The sequence below is a fragment of the Dyadobacter chenwenxiniae genome (genome assembly GCF_022869785.1).
GTDB classification, from domain to species: domain Bacteria; phylum Bacteroidota; class Bacteroidia; order Cytophagales; family Spirosomataceae; genus Dyadobacter; species Dyadobacter chenwenxiniae.
This window is the reverse complement of record NZ_CP094997.1, coordinates 3,101,979-3,122,283: the sequence shown is the minus strand read 5'-3', so window position 1 is coordinate 3,122,283 and position 20,305 is coordinate 3,101,979. Positions and strand designations below refer to the sequence as shown.

General features: G+C 43.9%; 14 protein-coding genes and 1 tRNA gene. 3 read left to right on the top strand and 12 right to left on the bottom strand.

Annotation, left to right across the window (positions count from 1 at the left end):
* The first annotated feature begins 387 nt into the window (after positions 1 to 387).
* The 3 genes from MUK70_RS13335 (at position 388) to MUK70_RS13325 (ending at position 5,546) form a co-directional block, all read left to right on the top strand.
* The gene (locus MUK70_RS13335; protein WP_234652847.1) at positions 388 to 2,769 is read left to right on the top strand and encodes an ABC transporter permease; all 2,382 of its coding nucleotides are present in this window, start codon (positions 388 to 390) and stop codon (positions 2,767 to 2,769) included.
* Between the two features lie 41 nt (positions 2,770 to 2,810).
* On the top strand, positions 2,811 to 4,214 hold the full coding sequence (locus MUK70_RS13330) for a DUF4932 domain-containing protein (protein WP_234652845.1): 1,404 nt from the start codon (positions 2,811 to 2,813) through the stop codon (positions 4,212 to 4,214).
* A 333-nt stretch (positions 4,215 to 4,547) separates the two neighbouring features.
* Positions 4,548 to 5,546, top strand: coding sequence for an alpha/beta fold hydrolase (locus MUK70_RS13325; protein WP_234652844.1), 999 nt, complete (start codon positions 4,548 to 4,550; stop codon positions 5,544 to 5,546).
* A gap of 158 nt (positions 5,547 to 5,704) precedes the next feature.
* Here the strand turns inward: MUK70_RS13325 and MUK70_RS13320 are convergent, their stop codons facing one another.
* The 12 genes from MUK70_RS13320 to MUK70_RS13265 form a co-directional block, all read right to left on the bottom strand.
* Positions 5,705 to 6,949, bottom strand: coding sequence for a hypothetical protein (locus tag MUK70_RS13320; RefSeq protein WP_234652842.1), 1,245 nt, complete (start codon positions 6,947 to 6,949; stop codon positions 5,705 to 5,707).
* Positions 6,950 to 6,961: 12 nt separating this feature from the next.
* Positions 6,962 to 7,864: a DUF4097 family beta strand repeat-containing protein gene (locus MUK70_RS13315; RefSeq protein WP_234652840.1), complete on the bottom strand. Its 903-nt coding sequence runs from the start codon at positions 7,862 to 7,864 to the stop codon at positions 6,962 to 6,964.
* A 6-nt stretch (positions 7,865 to 7,870) separates the two neighbouring features.
* Positions 7,871 to 8,443, bottom strand: coding sequence for a hypothetical protein (locus tag MUK70_RS13310; protein WP_234652838.1), 573 nt, complete (start codon positions 8,441 to 8,443; stop codon positions 7,871 to 7,873).
* 11 nt (positions 8,444 to 8,454) lie between these two features.
* Positions 8,455 to 8,958: an RNA polymerase sigma factor gene (locus tag MUK70_RS13305; protein ID WP_234608322.1), complete on the bottom strand. Its 504-nt coding sequence runs from the start codon at positions 8,956 to 8,958 to the stop codon at positions 8,455 to 8,457.
* A gap of 486 nt (positions 8,959 to 9,444) precedes the next feature.
* Positions 9,445 to 9,531: transfer RNA gene (locus tag MUK70_RS13300), tRNA-Ser, on the bottom strand.
* Between the two features lie 100 nt (positions 9,532 to 9,631).
* A complete protein-coding gene (locus MUK70_RS13295) occupies positions 9,632 to 10,705 on the bottom strand; it encodes an asparaginase (protein WP_234652836.1) in 1,074 nt (357 codons plus the stop codon).
* Positions 10,706 to 10,723: 18 nt separating this feature from the next.
* Positions 10,724 to 11,491 (bottom strand): TatD family hydrolase, encoded by a 768-nt coding sequence (locus tag MUK70_RS13290; protein WP_234652835.1) that lies wholly within the window; start codon positions 11,489 to 11,491, stop codon positions 10,724 to 10,726.
* Between the two features lie 5 nt (positions 11,492 to 11,496).
* Positions 11,497 to 12,498, bottom strand: a complete 1,002-nt coding sequence (locus tag MUK70_RS13285; RefSeq protein WP_234652833.1) for a glycosyltransferase — start codon at positions 12,496 to 12,498, stop codon at positions 11,497 to 11,499.
* A 51-nt stretch (positions 12,499 to 12,549) separates the two neighbouring features.
* The gene (locus MUK70_RS13280) at positions 12,550 to 13,173 is read right to left on the bottom strand and encodes a polysaccharide deacetylase family protein (RefSeq protein WP_234652831.1); all 624 of its coding nucleotides are present in this window, start codon (positions 13,171 to 13,173) and stop codon (positions 12,550 to 12,552) included.
* A 123-nt stretch (positions 13,174 to 13,296) separates the two neighbouring features.
* Positions 13,297 to 14,805: a glutamate synthase subunit beta gene (locus tag MUK70_RS13275; protein ID WP_234608327.1), complete on the bottom strand. Its 1,509-nt coding sequence runs from the start codon at positions 14,803 to 14,805 to the stop codon at positions 13,297 to 13,299.
* A gap of 63 nt (positions 14,806 to 14,868) precedes the next feature.
* Positions 14,869 to 19,452, bottom strand: a complete 4,584-nt coding sequence (gene gltB, locus MUK70_RS13270; protein ID WP_234652829.1) for a glutamate synthase large subunit — start codon at positions 19,450 to 19,452, stop codon at positions 14,869 to 14,871.
* Between the two features lie 398 nt (positions 19,453 to 19,850).
* Positions 19,851 to 20,273 carry an STAS domain-containing protein gene (locus MUK70_RS13265; protein WP_234607630.1) on the bottom strand — a complete coding sequence of 141 codons (423 nt, stop codon included), beginning with the start codon at positions 20,271 to 20,273 and terminating at the stop codon, positions 19,851 to 19,853.
* Between the last annotated feature and the right edge of the window lie 32 nt (positions 20,274 to 20,305).

Sequence of the window (20,305 nt, the reverse complement as noted above, 5' to 3'; positions counted from 1 at the left end):
CTGAACGCAAAGTTCAACTACTGTGCCATGCATGATAATTGGCACTTGGGGAGCTGTAACGAGCAATTTAGATTTGGCACATGTTCAATTTCGGACAGCACTTATACGAATGTCCGTTTCAGCGATAACTAATTTTCTTGTTTTTATTGATTGATTTTCATTCAAAACCCTGTGACAATATTATTTCAATTGTTTGGATATTATTCACGTTCTGTATCGAACGATGGTGTCCGAAACTGGACATTCTTGGTGAACTCATACTTAATAACGCACTGATAATTAGTTAATTAAAACTTTAATTTCCTTTGGCGTGCTATTTGAATATTGAATGATGATGGCGCAGCGTCATGAAATGATCTGAGTAAAAGTTTTAAAACGACCATATTTATGATACAAAATTACTTCAAAATTGCCCGGCGAAACCTGACTCGCAACAAAGCTTTTTCGGTAATCAATATTTTAGGTTTGGCGTTGGGTATGGCTTCGGCTTTGCTCATTTTTATTTGGATTCAGGATGAACTAAGCATTGGTAAGCAATATGATAACGCTCCAAACTTATACCGCGTCATGGAGCGTGAATTCAGCGACGGCAAAGTTGTTGCAGACGATAATACGCCTGGTTTACTGGCTGATGAACTGAAAAAGCAATTTCCCGAAGTGATTCATGCAGCCGGCTTTTCCTGGCAGGAAGGCCACGTACTGGGAGTAGGAAATAAGACTGCCAGACAAACCGGTTGTTACGCCGGACCCGATTGGTTTAAAATGTACAGCATTCCAATTCTTGCCGGCGCACCTGCCACCGCACTCAATGCACCGAATAGTCTCGCCATTTCCAGAAAACTGGCAGAAATCTATTTTGGTAATCCGGAAAAGGCACTTGGCAAATCCATCCAATTTGACAATGCTGTAAATTATCAGGTGACCGCTGTCTTTGAAAATTTGCCTGCCAATTCATCTGATCAATATGAGTTTTTATTAAACTGGCAGGATTTTCTGGCCAAGAATTCGTGGATGAAGGAGTGGACTAATGCAGGCCCTAAAACGAGGTTTCAACTCCGGGCGGACACCGATCCCAATAAATTTAATGATAAGCTCAAATGGTTTCTGAAGGGACGTAACACCGATTTTAGCAAGACTTTCTATATCAATCTTTTTCTTCAGCCAGAAACGGAGGCACACCTCTATTCCAGTTTTAAGGATGGCTACCCCAATGGCGGTCGCATTGAGTATGTAAGGTTATTAGGTGTTGTAGCGGTGTTTTTATTGCTGATCGCTGTAATCAATTTTATGAATTTGGCCACGGCAAGGTCGGCGAAAAGGGCGAGAGAAGTGGGGGTCCGTAAAGTGGTCGGAGCAGGGCATGCATCGCTCATTGGTCAATTTATGAGTGAAGCAATGCTTCTGACGGCGCTTTCGCTCGTTACAGCGCTTGTGTTGGTTATCCTTCTTTTGCCCGTTTTTAATCAGCTGACCGACAAGCAACTATTGCTGCCATGGAAGCAGCCTTTCTTTTGGGTGGGTTTATCGGGATTATTGGTTGTCACCGGGTTTTTGTCAGGTAGTTATCCGGCGCTATTTTTGTCTTCTCTTGATCCGATTAAAGTGCTCAAAGGTGCTGGGTCGTTGTCACGGCTTGGTAATGGCGTTGGTGCACAATTATTTCGCCGCGGTTTGGTGGTTTTCCAGTTCTGTATGTCCATGCTTTTAATTGTAGGCACGGTAGTGGTTTACCGGCAACTTCAATACATTCAAAACAAGAACCTGGGTTATGAGCGCGAAAATTTGATCAGCATTCCTGTTGAAGGGGAATTAGCGAAAAATTATCCACTGTTCAAGCAGCAGCTGTTGGCTATGGGTGGCATACAATCTGTCACAAATATGTATGGTGGCCCTTTGGGAAATGGCAGCACGACCGAAGGGGTAAGCTGGACCGGAAAGGATCCTAATGCTGCTATTTCATTTAATAACACCGCGGTAGGTTATGATTTCGCTAAGACTTTGAAATTAAAATTTATTGGCGGCCGTGATTTCTCCCAGAATTTTGCAACAGATTCCAGCAACTATCTTATCAATCAAGCAGCAGCTAAACGTATTGGTTATAAAGATCCTGTCGGGCAGCCACTCACTTTTTGGAGCAAACCCGGAAAAATTGTTGGAGTGATCGAAGATTTTCATTTCAACTCACTTCATCAACCGATCACGCCGCTGATCATTCGCCTGGCCAACGAGTATTACGGCAATATTCTAATACGCACCCAACCCGGGCAAACTACGGTTGCCCTTGCGGGCATTGAAAAAGTCTATAAAGAATTGAATCCCAAATTCCCTTTTGCGTATTCATTTGTAGACAACGAATATCAAAAAATTTACAGAGGAGAAACGGTGGTTGGGACTCTTTCAACCATTTTCGCCCTCCTGGCTATTTTCATTGCCTGCCTTGGACTATTTGGTTTGGCCGCTTTTACAGCTGAGCAACGTATAAAAGAGATTGGTGTTCGTAAAGTGCTGGGCGCATCGGTAGCGAGCATTGTGTCTTTGTTGTCCAAAGATTTTGTAAAACTGGTATTCATCGCCATTGTCATTGCTTCGCCCATTGCATGGTATGTCATGAATCAATGGTTGCAGAACTTCGCTTATAAGATTGATATAGACTGGTGGGTTTTCGCATTTGCCGGTTTACTTTCATTGACAGTTGCGCTGCTGACGATTAGTTTTCAGAGTATCAAAGCAGGGTTGATGAATCCTGTTAAATCTTTGAAGTCTGAATAAAATTTCCCGTTATCTTCATCAGGAAGCTGAGTCCCAACATTATGAATGCCACAAGATATTGGCTGCTAGTACTGCTGCCTTTTACCATTTCTTTCAACATTTTTGGTCAGGAAATACCGATACTAAAATCACATACGTATAACATATCTATACGAGATGGAGATGATTTCAGAAAAGGCCGATGGAATATAGATCCAAAAGTAAACCCCGATATTTATGAAGCGCCGATTGCCATAGACGAAAAATACAAGCTGGTGACATTTATCACTGATGTTGATTCACTTCAGATCAGGGTTGAGAAGGGGAAGACATACCCTTTTCTCATTATTGTGAATGAAAAAGATAGTGCATTTACCCAGGTCAGAACTGTCAAATCAGCCGTTAATTTCAATAAAGACTATATTAGATCTCACGAAGGGAAAACCTTTGTTGAAATACCGGATGTATATGAATTGGTTAATATCATTATTGCCCTGACTAGCACAGGAAAGAATAATGATGGATTGGTCGCTAAAAATACTGCGTACTACAAAGAAGTAATGAACTGGTTTGGCAAGTATGAGCAGGAGCCAGTTATTATGAAAATAGATTCTGTTTTATCAAAAAGTTACGTCGAGTACTTTTCGATCAAAATGAATGCTTACTCTTTTAATTTTAATTCCTCAGGAAAAATAGTACAAAATCCCATTTACGACAGACTTACCAGCGTTAACTCGCTCAGGCCATATCTTAAAGAATTGCAAAGCTTCTCTGACAAATCCAAGTTTGAGCATTTTTTTAAACAGAATCAACTTCTTTATAACCAACAAATAAGTACATATAGGGATTCAACAGGGCTGATGGAAATGCAAAAATGGTTGGGTAAGAACTTTCCAAAAACAAAATACAATTCCTATAAGATCGTTTTTTCTCCCTTAGTTGGCAACAATCAGTCCGCAAATTGGTACGAATACAATGGATTTAAAGAAGTCCAGGCACACGTAAATTTTCCCTACAGACGAGAGGAAGAAAAAGGAGAATTTTCCAGCGCTGCCCTTCATGTGAAGGACGGAAACATTGTTTTTACAGAATTGAACCACAACTTCATTGGTCCGGAAATACAAAAATCGGAATATCAAAAAGGCATTAAAGTTGCATTTGAGAAACTGGATACATGGATAGAAAATGGCTCCCCTGCTGAACGCGCATATAATAATGCCCGCGCTTGTTTTGATGAATACATGAATTGGGCGCTGGTGAGCCTGAGATATATAGACTATGCTCCACCTGGTGAGCAGGATAAGCTTATATTGAAAATGGAAAAGTACCAGGTAGAAGTCAGAGGGTTTAAAAAGTTTGCTGAGTTTGATCAATTTCTTATTCAATTGTATAAAAAGCGAAAGGTAGACCAGGTTGTAGCTGATTTGTATCCGCAAATCGTGGAGTGGTTTGTTAAGAATAAGTAGAAATTTCCGGCTGAAATTTGAATGTTCAAGCGCAACTGCCCCCTTTTTTGAAAGGCAACCTAATGCAGTGCTGTTAGCTGATCACCAGATCGGATTTCCAACGTGGGATGTTGCAACAGAAATTAGCCGCCAGTGCTTAAAAATATGCGAATACGAGGGTAAATGTTTGACAACTGGCCGGTGCTGGGGATTATGGTGCGCTTCGTTTAAATTGATGATTCGTTCCTGCTTTGCGCGACTTAGGATATAACTATGTGCTGACACGGGTAAAATTGTGATTATACCCTGTTTGATAGTAATGTATCTAGTTATCCAGACGAAAATTAACCTTCCATGACAAATAGAGTTCTTGTTATTCTCTTGATCCTAAGCATCCGTGCTTATGGGCAACAGCCTACGCCTCAAAGTTTAGGATTTCGGCACCTGACCACTACTTACAAAAATGACCAGGTAGATCTTCTTGTAAAGTCAAAGAAAGGAGATGAGTTGATCCCTAAACCTCTATTCCTTTTTATCCAGGGTTCTTTACCGAGACCACTCATCATAACATACGACACCACGCGTGCTTATGGGACATTCCCTTTCAACCTGGATAGTCTAGTGCTGGATTACCATGTCGCTATTATTAGTAAACCACATATCCCACTGGTAACCGACGAAAAAGAACTCTCGAAGGACTTGAATTTTATTGATTCGGATACAAAACAATTTCCATATGCGTATCAGGAGCGTAACTATCTGGATTATTATGTTGAACGAAACAAGGCAGTTATTCGATTTTTACAAAAGCAGAAGTGGGTGTCAAGCGAAAAACTTGTTGTGGCCGGGCATTCGGAGGGAAGCACAATTGCTGCAAAATTAGCCAGTACTTCCAAGGATGTCACTCATCTCATTTACCTGAGTGGAAATCCATTTGGGCGGATAATGTCAATGATTGAGAGAAGCCGCCGTAATGAAACAGACAGCAGCAAGCTTGCGGAAGAAGATTTTGTCTATTGGAAAAGTGTGGTCAAAGATCCGGAAGGAACAGCGGGTTCCGGTGACTCGAACAGGACCACTTATCAATTTTCTATACCGCCTTTGGATTATCTTAATAAACTATCGATCCCCGTTTTAATCGGGTATGGGACAAGCGATTATTGCTCACCTTACAATGATTTTTTTAGAGTAGAAACGATCAGACAAAAGAAAGATAACTTTACCTTTTACACTTATATCGGACTGGATCATAACTTTTTCCATGTCGATAAGAATGGAAACACAAATTATGAAATGTACAATTGGGACAAAGTAGGTGCGGATGTGTATCGCTGGTTGTTGAACCAAGATTAGATCTAACCAGAGAATAAGAAAAAGCTTAGTAGGTAAATACCAGAACAGTTAATCGCAGATTGACTTGTCGCAGATAACCGTCCGTGAGTTTGTGCCCCCTTCTTTCAGCAGGTGAGTTCCGGCCCCTCTATCCGATCGGATCTGCACCTCATATGTATTTATAAAGTGATACCAAATCCCGCCCTGAACGAAGCTAGCAAAGGCTTCACATCAGGCGGTGTATGAAGTAGGTTATGGCTGGCACTAAGTGATAGGTCAACATAAGCTTTTCTCAATAATGTTTGCTGAAATCCGGCGGCGACTCCCAAGCCCAGATGTCTTTTAGGCCTTCCCACTCCGTAAATTGTTTCACTTTGATAAAATACAAAATCACTGTGAGGTCCTATATATAAACCTGATAAATTCTGGCCGCCTTTACCATTTCTCATTGCCTGTTTTTGGTCAAGATAGTAGCGTAGCTGCAATGATGGCCATACCTGAACGTCATTGCTAACAATTTTTGGATATGGAGCAGGTCCCCTTGAGGCTATACGCATGTAATCAGTTAGCACTTGTGCATTAACTGAGATGGGGCTGCTTCCAAACTTTCGCTCGAAGGCCAATCCGAGGGTACTTTGTATAAATTGAGAAGAAAGATATAGTTTCGGCCATAAAAGCTTCCATTGCTGGTGGACATTTTCGTCACAACGGAGCACTTCACATATTTTGACATTCTTGTTCCGTTTCCAGTCGCCGAAGGCTAGCCCCATGCTAGTTCGGGAAGCGATAACAAAATCAGCTGCGTTATGTACTCCATAGCCCAATTGAACGGGATAATGCCCTTTTGAATATTGTTGATAAGAAGCTCCAATTGCAAATTCAATCCGGCCATTGTTGAGAAATCTTCGCTGCAAGCCAAATTCAATCCCAATAGTTGAAAACTGATAGTCAACCTCTAACTTCCCCCAACGTTTTCCAGCGACAATTGCTACATAAGTACCTGTAAAATTATTTACGTTTATGCCTTTATTAATGCGGTGTCTCATGTCATAATACCACCGCCCGTAGATGTTCCCATCAAGTGCCCCGGCAAAACCGATACTGCTTCCCCAGGCACCGTTAATTAAAATATCAGTACCAACTGAAAATGAGGGAGAGATTTTATATTCATAGCCCAAGCCATAAGATGTAGTTTGCAATGCGTTGTTATCCACGGCAAAAAGAGAGTTCGGTACGAAATTCAAACTCAATTTAAACATGTGCCTTGTCGGCACTTTTGTCATGAATACATTCTCATACCTGTCGATAAAGCGCTGCTGCACTAATGTATCCTGTTCTTCACTGAATTTGATTTCTGTACTGTCCTGGCTATACGCAGCGCAATAGCAAAGCGATAGACCAAATATGTAAATGCATTTTTTCATGTAAGCGATCCGTTATTTGATTGTTAACTTGCCAAACTCTGTACTGATCTGAACACTGGCGAACTGGTCATTTGAAAAGAAAGCGTCTTTAAAATCGGCTGTATTATGTTTCCATTTAAAGCCATTTGGCAGTTTCATGCTCGTATAGGCACCATTGACTGTATAATTAAAAAGCCGCCAATTCTTCGCGCTGAGCGTCACCTCTGATTTTTTAGAGTGAATTGTCAGCCTGGAAAGTCCGTTTGTGGGCATTATCTCCACGTTGCCGTAGGAAGCATCCACTTTTAAAGTGCCGGAAACATGATCAAGCCGAAGGTTTGTGTGGTCACCTGAAAATGAAATAGCACCTGCCAGCGCTGTGCCTTCAAGCTCTCCGAAAGTGGTTTGCAAGTCGATCGTACCTTTGAGGTCGGCAATTGTAGTTGTGCAAAAATCGGCTTTCAAGTGGAGCTTTTTAGTAAGCCCCTTCATTTTTATGGTTCCAAATGTATTGGTCACATTTACCGAAATCGAAGAAGGCACGTATATGGTATATCGGGCTTTTATGTTGGAAACAGGTTTGCTTTCGCCTTCGGCCAGCGAGATGTAATTACGCAAATAATAATCTCTCCCACTGCGTTCAGCAATATACTTGACTTTTGAGAGGTCGCTGGCAGCTGTTGTCCTTTCGGTATGTCGCGCAGAGAGCTGCAACTTTACAGACATTTCTGGCTTATCCCAGGCTATTATTTCTACATCGCCTTTCTCTGCACTGATATGGAGCGTTTGGACGGCTGGCAGGCCAATGGTTTTTTCAATGGTTTTTGAAGCTACCTGCAATGTCGTCTGCGCAATAGTTATATCTGGGAAGATTAATGTGCAAATGAGTAAGGCAAGCGATAGCAATACGGGTAAGAAAATTGGTTTGGTTTTCATTTTCATCTAAATCATTTTGGCCATTTCATTCAAAACAGCAGTTTTTCGTCGCTCAACATCATTGAGTTGGTGGACAAGTTCAGGCTCAGTGTTATAGTTACCGATGGCCCGGTGCAATTGCTCCGATGCCAGATTAAGCTTTTCATATTCGACTTTCAGGTGCTTATAATCCTGTTTGTCGCAAACCGGTGATTTAGTCTGGCAATACGCTTCAAGCTTTTGGTAAGCCAGATCGGTTTCAGGTTGCCCGCCCGATTGTAGGCGAATGTCAGCCATTTCCTGAGAAAACTCGATACGCTTATCTGGTCCCTTCATATACATCCAAGCACCTGCCAAACTTGCTATTAACAGGACGGCCGCCGAATACCACCATGTCAGATTAGCGAGTCTGCCAGGAAGGTTTGCTGAAATGGCTTGCCAGGTTAAAGGGCCCGGGGCATATACAGGCAGGTTTTGCAAAGCTTCATCGAGCCTGCCTTCTTGGAGCTTCTGCTGGACGGAATCCCATAGTTTGTCATCCGGGCCAAACTCAGGAAGGCGTTTGATTGCATTTGTTAATATATGTTTATTTTGTTCCATTACGCTGATCATTAAGAAAGTATACTGCGCAGTTTCCTTTTTGCATGAAAGAGCTGGGATTTGGAAGTCCCTTCTGAAATTTCAAGTATAGCCGCGATTTCACGATGGCTATAACCTTCCACTTCTGCCAGGATAAAAATGGTCCTGAAACCGTCAGGTAACAACAGGATTGCCGCTTCAAGATGAGCAGCATTGATTTCATCTTCGCCCCAGTTGATGATCTCGCCGGTTGATTCGTCAGGATTTTGCCAGATGACAATCCGCTTCTTTTTTGTGGACTTACGAACCACTATTTTCTTAATCCATGCACCCAGCGACGATTCCGATCTGAACTGGTCCAGGTGTCGGAACACATCTAGAAATGCATCCTGCAATACATCGTTGGCGTCATCAAAGTCACCCGTGATTCGGTAAGCCAATGTGTACATCGCTTTTTTGTACCGGTCATACAACAGCCGCTGCGCAGTCCTGTCATGTATTAGGCAACCCGAAATCAACTCCGCCTCAGAGGTCATATAGTGCTTATTTTATCTCTCAATGTAAAGAGGCATAGAAGTTCTTCATTGGTTGTATCTGAGAAATATTTATTTTCAGAATGATAACCTGAGAGCCAAGTTAATATTTGGGAATCTGGTCGCAGACTCACATTGACAGAAATAAATACGGGCTGTCATACTCCACCAAGATTTAATAGAATGCGTAAACTTGACATTGCCTAGGATTATATGGAGGTAAGCTCTCAGTCGGATGTTGGTCGCGCAAACAAAGAAGGCCTTTTAGCTGGTAAGCGATTACTTAGCAACACTGATGTGTAAGGCGTAAACATGCTGTCTGTCAGTAGTTTATTTAATTTTTATGCGCGTTTTCTCCTCCGGTGAATAGTCCACAAACCACGCATAAAAACTTTGGATTTCCTTGCATATTTTGATCAATCTGAAAAACAAAAAAGCCTGTAAATGTATGATTTACAGGCTTTTGACGCTTTTTGATATTCTTACTTGCAGAGAGGAAGAGATTCGAACTCTCGATGCAGTTACCCACATACTACCTTTCCAGGGTAGCTCCTTCAACCACTCGGACACCTCTCTAAATTGTGGTTATGGGGTGCAAAGATAGCTTTTATCGGTTTACTTGCAAATCAAATGTGTTGTTCTTCGAAAATATCTGACCATTGCTTAGTTCAAACGATCAAATACTCATTTCGCCACGCAATGGTGTCGCCAGCATTTCGGCGCATTTTTTTGGATCAGTTTCTTTGCCGAAAACGTACATCATTTTGGTGATTGCGGCTTCGGCGGTGATATCGGAGCCGCTTACTACACCGGCTTGTTTGAGGAAGCGACTGGTTTCGTAATGGCCTTGTGCGACGCGGCCGCCGTCGCATTGGGAGACGTTGAAAATGATAATGTTTCTTGCAATGGCATCGCTGATCGCGTCGAGGAACCATGGTGCGGTGGTGGCGTTGCCGGCTCCGTAAGTTTCCAGGACTATGCCTTTTAAACCTTTGATATTGAGCAAAGAATTAACAACCAATGGACTTATCCCTGGGAACATTTTCAGGAATGCAACATGATTATCTATGTTCTTTTGCACCTGCAACGGAAGACCTTGAACTTGCGATTGAATGTATGGGAAGTTGTATTCAATGCGCACGCCAGCGTTTGCCAATACGGGATAGTTTTCAGAATGGAATGCGTTGAAATCGGAGCTTTCGCGTTTTTTGCTTCTGTTTCCGCGCAGTAAAAGGGAGTTGAAATAGATGCAAACTTCGGAAATGATCGGCTGGCCGAGTTCATTCTTCGCTGCTGCCAGTTCCAATGCGGTGATGACATTCTCACGTGCATCTGAGCGGGCGACACCGATGGGCAGTTGCGCGCCGGTAAGGATAACGGGTTTGTTCAAATTTTCAAGCAAAAAACCAAGCGCTGAGGCCGTATAGGCCATTGTGTCCGTGCCATGCAGGATGACGAAGCTGTCGTGTGCTGCGTATTCCTGCTCAATGATCGTTGCCAGCTCGATCCAGATTTCCGGATTCATGTTCGACGAGTCGATGGGCTCCGTGAGAGACAGGAATGTAATGTCAAAATTTAATCTGCCAATTTCAGGAACGCGGTCAATGATCTGGTCGAAATTGAATGGGACGAGCTGCCGGTCTTTGGCTTCGTAAACCATTCCCAGCGTCCCGCCGGTGTAAATCACGAGCACGGAACCAACGGTCGGTTCAGGGGAAATAGGGTTGATGTGTATTTTATTGTAAGACATTGCGGCAAGAATAGAAAATTAGATAGTTTTTTGCAGCATTTGTTTGGCATTAGCAGTTGTCGCTGTAATGACTTCCTGCTTGCTAATGTGCTTTAAATCAGCCACGCGCTGTGCAACCAGGTCAATGTAAGCGACTTCGTTTCTTTTGCCGCGATAGGGGACTGGCGCAAGGTAAGGAGCGTCGGTTTCGAGAACTAAATGTTCCAGATCAACAAATGGAAGGACTTTGTCCAAGCCGCCGTTCTTGAATGTTGCCACACCGCCTATGCCCAGTTTGAAACCCAGTTCAATGGCTTTGTTCGCTTCATCGAGCGTTCCTGTGAAACAATGAAAAATGCCTTTCAATGCAGGATCGGCCAATTCCTCGATCAGATTTACTGTTTCCCAAAACGCATTTCTGCTGTGAATGTCGATCCACAAATTATGCTTTCGGGCCAATTTGCATTGGTATAAAAACGCTTTTTCCTGCTGCTCCTTGAATGTCACATCCCAAAACAGATCCATCCCAATTTCACCCACTGCAATAAACGGATATTTGTCGAGCCATTCTTCCATAATAAGCAGCTCTTTTTCAAAATCCTCTTTGACATAGGTCGGATGTAACCCGATCATCGGCAGGCATTTACCTGGAAACTGTTCCGCGAGTTCCAACATTCCGGGAATCGTCGAATGGTCACAATTAGGCATCCAGATCTGCTCAATTCCTGTGTTCCAAGCCCTTTCGAGCATCGCGTCACGATCTTCGTTGTAATCGTCACTGTATATATGTGCGTGGGTTTCAATCATTTGAACTAATATTCTCGTCCTTTCCAGACGGTTTTTCCGGGTAAAAGATAATTGGCCAACATGATCCATCCAATGAGCGTCATGTGAAACCAAAATAGAAGTGCGGCTTTCCAAAGGTCATATTGTTTCAGAAAGACGATTGAAAAAAGCGATATAATGGTGATCAGTAAATAATATCGTCCAATGCCAATCAATGGTTCAACAGGAAACCAAATTGACAGAATCAGAAATATCGGCACGATTAGCGAAGATAGAATTAAAGTCCATTTGGTAACCCAAAATGACTGCATAACGCCCTGCATCCATCGCCTTCGCTGTTTTATTAACTCAGAAAAGCTGGTAACAGGTTCGGAAACATTCAAAATGTCAACATGATAAGCCATTTTGAAATCATATCCGCCCTTGGCGATTCCCATAAATAAAGTGTAATCTTCAACAATGGAAAACCCGAGCTTTTCATAACCTCCGACGGCAAAATAAGCCTCCCGTGCTACGGCCATATTGTTTCCCATGCCCGTCATCGGGATTTTAAACAAAGAAAAAAAACGTGCGACACTAAGTGCAAAAAGCCATTCAGTGGACAAAAGGTCCGCCAGCAAGTTGCTTCTTTTCATGCGTGTAAGGCCGACAACCACGCCGGTTTTTTCTTTAAAGTGTCTCAACATTGCGCTGATCCAGGTTGGCCTGACGGCAATGTCAGCATCACAATAGAAAAAATATTCGCCCTTCGCTTCATGGGCTAACTGTGCGAGCACATTGGCTTTTCCCTTTAATCCAGCGATCTGTTTGGTGATTTTAATGCATTTGAATTGAGCCTTATCCCAGATAAATCTTGCAATAAGCTCTTCTGTTAAGTCATCGGAATCATCGTCACCGATAATGATTTCAATGTTTTCTTTTGGAAAGTTGAGCTCATTCAGCGATTTCAGACATCTTTCTATATTGTTTTCTTCGTTACGTGCCGCGACAAGCACGCTCACTTTAATGCGATTGCCTGTTTGAAGCATGTAATGTTGTAAATTTTGCGGTCATAAAGTGTTGATCTAAAAGCTTTTGCCTCACTTCATCGCCATTGCTTCGAATGTATATCCTTCATTACTGAAATGTTCTAAAAACCTGGGAAGCGCGTATTGCATGTTTGGTGCGGCTTTGACGCTGTCGTGGAATAAAACAATTGAGCCAGGCCGCGCATACTGTATCGACTTTTTTAGGCATATTTCCTGCGTAATCTCCTTCGAAAAATCCCCGCTCAAAACGTCCCACATAATAATCTGACGCTCCTTTCTGACAACACGCGACTGGCTTTTTTTGATCCGTCCATAAGGCGGCCTGAAAAGATTTGTTTGTACATTCAATTGCTCTTCACACTTTTTAATGTTATCCAGATACACCGCGTCCTGAGTCTTCCAGCCATTCATGTGATTGAATGTATGATTGCCAACGGAATGTTGGTTATCAATTAATTGCTGGAAAATATCAGGGTGTTTTTCAACATTGTTCCCAATGCAAAAGAATGTTGCTTTGGCTTTAAATTGATTAAGCGCGTCGATTACAAACTCTGTGATATCGGGAATTGGGCCGTCGTCAAATGTGAGATATATTTTCTTTTCGCGTGTCGGCATGCGCCAGATAAAACCTGGGAAGAATACTTTCAGCCAAAAAGGGGAGTGATGCAGGAACATTATATAATGGTGTCGGACGCAAATTTTGGCCAAATATAAAGGGTTATAAAATAAGAAGCTGCCCATATAGAGCAGCTTTCTTACCAATAACATTGAGCGGTTGTCTTAATAAATTAATTTCTATCAGGCGTGTGCGAATGCAGGATTGAACATGGAAACCGCTTTGGCTTCCAGGAATGACTCGCCCATCAGATATTCGTCCACAGATCTCGCAGCTTCACGACCTTCGCTGATCGCCCACACAACCAACGATTGTCCGCGGCGGCAGTCACCGGCTGCAAACACTTTTTCGTTGCTGGTGGATTGATAACCGTTGGTTTTAATGTTGCCACGTTCGTCAAATTCCACTTCCAGATCTGTCAAGAGCCCTTCCTGTTGCGGATGCAAAAATCCTGCTGCCAAAAATGCCAGGTCGCAAGGAATGTTTCTTTCGCTTCCTGCCACTTCTTTCATCTGCATACGGCCCGTTTCAGGATCCTTTTGCCAATCCAGGTCAACGATTTTCAATTCTTTCAAATTGCCGTTTTCGTCGCCTACAAATTCTTTTGTATTGATAGACCAATGTCTGTCGCAGCCTTCCTCATGCGAAGTTGAAGTCCGCAGCATCATTGGCCAGTTCGGCCATGGTGTGCTGGAATCACGTTCTTTTGGAGGGATTGGCATTAATTCAATTTGCGTAATCGACGTTGCGCCGTGACGTCCGGAAGTTCCTACACAGTCAGATCCTGTGTCACCGCCACCGATAACGACAACATGTTTGTCTTTTGCAATGATCTGTCCGTTCGTATAAGGCGCGCCGCGGTGGTCCACTTCCGGGCTAATGCCTGCATTGCGTTTGTTTTGCTGGCTAAGGAATTCCATCGCGAAATGAACGCCTTTCAAATGACGGCCTTCAATTTTCACATCTCTCGGAACCGTTGAACCCATTGTTAGCAAAACTGCGTCAAACTCATCCAGCAATTCGTTCGCTTTTACGGTCACGCCCACATTCACATTCGTGCGGAATTCAACGCCTTCTGCTTCCATCACCGCCAAACGACGGTCTATAATGCTTTTTTCCAGTTTAAAATCAGGAATTCCATAACGAACCAATCCACCGATTTTATCCGCGCGTTCCATCAGCACCACTGAATGTCCGGCTTGGTTAAGCTGGTAAGCCGCAGCCATTCCCGCTGGTCCTGAACCTACAACGGCAACTTTTTTGCCGGTGCGGAATTTAGGAACTCTTGGTTTTACAAGATTCAGTTCAAAGGCTTTTTCAATGATGGCTTTTTCAATGTATTCAATCGCCACAGGCGGCTTGTTAATGCCCAGCACGCACGATGCTTCGCACGGAGCAGGGCAAATGCGGCCTGTAAACTCAGGGAAGTTATTGGTCGAAGACAGAATTTCATAAGCCAGCGCCCAGTTTTCATCATACACCGCGTCGTTGAACTCGGGGATAATGTTGCCTAGCGGACAACCATTGTGGCAAAAAGGGATTCCGCAGTCCATACAACGGGCTGCCTGCTGTTTGGAATGAGAGTCAGTAGGGGCAGTTTCAATCTCGCGGTAATCTCCAAGGCGTTCATCAACGCTTCTCTTCTTTGGCAACTCCCTATCAAACTCTAAAAATCCGGTTGGTTTTCCCATTCTTATATTACTTATTAAATCGTTATTCTATTTAAAAATGACAGTTGAAAATGTGATAACCGCTTATTGGTGAACTACATCCACCACGATATCTTTATAAACCACATTCTTGTCAGCAATCTGCTGCGCCAGCGTAATGTTGCGTCCTTCCAATGCTTTCTTGAAATCAGCAGGCAACACTTTCACAAATTGCTTCACCGACTGTTCCCAGTTTTGGATCAATTGGAATGCAATGTTGCTGGTTGTGTATTGGAAATGTTTGTCAAGATATTCACGCAAAATCCCTTGATCTTCATCATTAAGGGGATCAAGCGAAACCATTTCCATGTTCACTTTCTCTTTAAATGTGCCGTTTTTGTCCAAAACATAAGCCACGCCACCCGACATCCCGGCAGCAAAGTTCCGGCCTGTTTCCCCAAGAATCACAGCCAAGCCGCCGGTCATGTATTCCAAACCATGGTCACCAACGCCTTCGACAACCACTTTCGCACCTGAGTTACGCACGCAGAAACGTTCGCCTGCGGTTCCTCTGATGTAAGCGTCGCCCGAAGTTGCTCCGTAGAAAGCTACGTTCCCAATGATAATGTTCTCTTCCGGTTTGAATTTTGAGTCGCGGTCCGGGTAAACGATCAGTTCAGCGCCGCAAAGTCCTTTTCCAAAATAGTCATTGGCATCCCCTTCCAGTTCCAGACGAAGTCCGGCTGTGTTGAATGCACCAAAGCTTTGTCCGGCCGTTCCACGGAATTTGAAATGAATATTTCCTTTTGGCAAACCAGCGCCACCGTATTTTTTAGAAATCTCATTTGAAAGCATTGTTCCAACCGAACGGTTCAAGTTGTTCAATGGAAACTCTGCATAAATTTCATCCTGGCTTTCCAAAGCAGGTTGCGCTGCCTTAATCAGATCCCAATCGATAATGCTGTCAATGCCGTGATCCTGCTCTTCCTGCTTGAATTGAGCCACTGAAAGGTCGCCTTCTTTATATAGGATCGCGTCGAAATTCAGGTTTTTGTATTTCCAATGTTTGATATCATTGCGCAGTTCAAGATATTGAGCTTGGCCAACCATCTCATTTACAGTCCGGAAACCAAGTTGTGCCATAATCTCGCGCAACTCTTCGGCCATGAAATGGAACATATTCACTACGTGCTCAGGTTTCCCTGAGAACAATGCGCGCAGTTCCTTATTTTGTGTTGCAACACCCACAGGGCAAGTGTTCAAATGGCATTTGCGCATCATGATGCAACCCGCAGCCACAAGTGCCGCCGTTGCCACGCCCCATTCTTCTGCACCAAGCATGGCTGCAATCGCCAAGTCGCGACCCGTACGAAGCTGACCGTCAGCCTGAACGGTAACACGTCCGCGCAATTTATTTTTAACCAAAGTCTGGTGCGTTTCCGCCAAACCAAGCTCCCACGGCAAACCTGCGTGACGAATCGAGCTCAATGGTGAAGCACCCGTTCCGCCGTCGTAACCTGAGATCAGAATGTGGTCCGCATGCGCTTTCGCAACACCGGAAGCAACCGTTCCAACACCCGCCTCTGAAACCAGTTTTACACTGATCCTCGCCTGACGGTTTGCATTTTTAAGGTCAAAAATCAATTGAGCCAAATCCTCAATCGAATAAATATCGTGGTGGGGCGGGGGAGAGATTAAGCCTACGCCCGGCGTCGAGTGACGCGTGCGGCCGATCCAGTCATCCACTTTGAAACCAGGAAGCTGCCCACCTTCACCCGGTTTTGCGCCTTGTGCCGTTTTAATTTGTAACTCACCCGCATTGCTCAGATAATGGCTTGTAACCCCGAAACGTCCGGAAGCAACCTGCTTAATTTGCGAATTCATGCTGTCGCCATTCGCCAAAGGCGTGTAACGCAATTCGTCCTCGCCGCCTTCGCCGGAATTGGATTTTCCGCCGATCCGGTTCATGGCAACGGCCAATGTTGTATGCGCTTCCCACGAAATAGAACCAAATGACATGGCACCCGTAGCAAAGCGTTTGAAGATGCTCTCAACCGGCTCCACTTCTTCAATTGGAATAGACGTTCCTTTCTTGAAACGCAGCAATCCGCGAAGTGTTAACGCCTTATGACTCTGATCATCAATTAGTTTTGAGTATTTTTTAAATGTTTCGTAGCTGTTTGTCTTCGTAGATTGTTGCAGCAAATGCACCGACGCCGGGTTGAAAATGTGCGCTTCCCCGCGTTGTTTCCATTGGTAAAATCCACCCACTTCCAGCTTCGGTTTTGAATCCGGTGTTTCGTGGTAAGCCACTTTGTGACGCACCAGAATTTCACGGGCAATCTCAGAAATCCCCATTCCGCTGATGCGGGAAATGGTTCCTGTGAAATATTTGTCAACCACATCTTTATTCAAACCAACACATTCGAAGATCTGGGCGCCCTGGTAAGACTGCAATGTTGAAATCCCCATTTTAGAGAAGATCTTCAAAAGCTCCTTATTTACGGCCTTAATGTAGTTGTAATGCAGTTTTTCATCCGTAAACTCACCTTCGATCATCTTCTTGCGATTCATGAAAGAAAGCGTCTCAAATGCCATATAAGGGCAAATTCCCGCTGCACCATAACCGATCAATGCGGCCACATGGTGCGTTTCCCAGACGTCTCCTGCTTCAACCAAAAGACCCACTTTCCCTCTCAATCCCTCGCGGATTAAATGGTGGTGAATGGTCGCAGTGGCTAATAGAGAAGGAATCGGCGCATGATCCGAGTCAATAGCGCGGTCTGAAAGGATCAGGATTTCAAATCCATCCTCAATCGCATCGGTTGCATAGCGACAAATGCGCTCTAATGCTCTTTCCAAAGCTTTTCCGCCTTCGTCTGCACGGAAATAAGTGTTTATTGTTTTGGCCTGAAAACCATCTTTATCTACAAAACGCAGTTTATCAAACTCCTGCACCGACAATATCGGATGCGGAAGCGCGATCTGGCGACAATGTTTCGGTGTCTCCGTTAATATATTTTCAGTTCCCCCCACGAAGGAGATCAGCGACATAATCGAACGTTCGCGGATCGAGTCAATCGGTGGGTTGGTAACCTGCGCAAAAAGTTGTTTGAAATAATTGGACAAATGCTGGCTCTGCTCGGAAAGAACCGCCAAAGGCACATCCGTTCCCATGGAACCAATCGCCTCCTGACCAGTCTGGCCCATAGGAGCCAAAATCATCCGCAAATCTTCCGATGTATAACCAAACGCAACCTGACGTTTCAGCAATGCATTGTCGTCATAAGCACGGTAAGTGCGAATCGGGTGATCCAGCTGATCCACGTGCAACTTGTTCTCATCCAGCCATTTCTGATAAGGTTGTCCGGAACAAACGGCTGCCTTAATTTCTTCATCAGGAATAATGCGGCCTTGCTCCATATCCACAACGAACATCCGTCCCGGCTGCAAGCGACCTTTTGTCACAACTCTCGACTGATCCACATCCAAAACCCCAGCCTCAGAGGCCATGATAATCGTATCATCATCCAAAACCCAGTAACGCGAAGGGCGGAGTCCATTCCGGTCGAGCGTTGCGCCCACCATTTTACCATCCGTGAACGAGATCGAAGCCGGACCATCCCAAGGCTCCATCATCGCAGCATTATATTCGTAAAATGCTTTGCGTTCCGGGTCCATCTGCTCGTTTCCGTCCCATGCTTCGGGAATCAACATCATCATTACATGTGGCAATGAGCGGCCCGAAAGGTGCAGCAATTCAATGGCGTTGTCCAGGTTTGCAGAGTCAGATTGGTTTCTGTCGCAAATCGGAACGATCATGTCCATTTCTTCTTTTGTAAAAAACTCAGAAGCAAATGACTTTTCCCCGGCACGAATCCAGTTTACATTACCTTTTACGGTGTTAATCTCACCATTGTGCGCAATGTAGCGGAACGGCTGAGCCAATTCCCAGGATGGGAACGTGTTCGTAGAAAAACGCGAGTGAACAACCGCAAGGGCCGAAACCACCGATTCGTTTTCCAGATCCGGGAAGTAATATTTTAATTGGGCAGTCGTAAGCTGTCCTTTGTATGAGATCGTGCGGCAGGAAAGCGAAGAATAGTAAAAGCTTCTGCCAACACCGATTACTGTATCTTTAATCATCCGCGCAGAAACCTGGCGGAGAATGTAGAGTTTTCTTTCAAAACCAAGATCATCCGTCACTTCGTCCGGGCGCTTGATAAATAATTGCTCCACATGCGGTTCAACAGACAATGAGCCTTCGCCCAACGTGTTGTTCAATGTGGGCACTTTTCTGTAACCTAATATATGGAGGCCAAGCTTTTTGGCTTTGCGGTTCAGAATATCGCGGCACTCTTCACGCATGGTTTCATTGCCCGGGAAGAACAGCATTCCCACGCCATACTCACCAGCTGGCGGTAATTGAAAGCCTAGCTTAGAACACTCTTCAACAAAGAACTCGTGTGGAATCTGAATCAAAATGCCTGCACCATCACCCGTGTTCGGATCAAAACCAGTTGCACCCCTGTGTTCCATGCGTTCGAGCATGTGAATGGCGTCTGCCACGATCTGGTGTGACTTGCGGCCCTTGATGTTAGCCCGGAAACCTATACCACATGCATCATGCTCAAATTCCGGACGGTACAGTCCCTGATTTTCTACCATTGGTTCAGACATTTGCGACATTAATCGAAGATTCTAGAGTTGACAAATTCGTAAATAGAATTTGTTTAAATAAGCAATTAAAAATTTTTACTAAATGCCCATCCCGTTATGATTTGGGTAAAGCCACGCAAGATAACCATAAAAGATATTTGGCCGAATACTCAAATGGCAAAATTTTCTATCTGCAAGAGTTTTTGATTTTTTTATTACAATAAATATAGAAATATTGATAAACCGATCAGTGCTTTCCCTGATTAGTTAACAAATTCATAATCAAAATGCCGGGTTTTGCCGTCTTACTGAAATACAAATAGCGTCTTGTTAAATTAATAAAAGTTACTTAAACGTCCAAAAAAAACGTCTGGCTTTCTTGAAGCCAGACGTCATTATTGACAGATATTTATTAGAGAATGGGGCTGTTATGGCTCCTTAGACTCGCTTACATTATCATAATCTTCATCATCATAACCATCATCTCCTGCACCAAATTCATTTTCAAGACTATGCATGAAAACGGCATCTATCGCCTCTTCTTTGGATGGTAACACCTGCATATCCGGCACTTTCAGGTCTTCCAGCAAGTCCATGAAATCATCATCCCGGGTTACGATCACCAGCAGGCCAAGGTCGTTGGCGCAAAGCCAGTTTATTTTCTTCAGAACCGTCGTCCCCGCGGCATCAACCGATTTCACGGGCTGCATATTCACGATCAGGTTGTGATATCCTTCGCGAAAAATGCCCTTGGCCGTTTCCTCAAATGCTGCCGGAACGTCACCCGCAAATGCCGGCTCTTCCAGCTCGATATATACGAATTGCTCTTTCTTTTCCAGTTTATAGTTCATTGCAATTTTTTGTTTTGTTCAAACAAGATTTT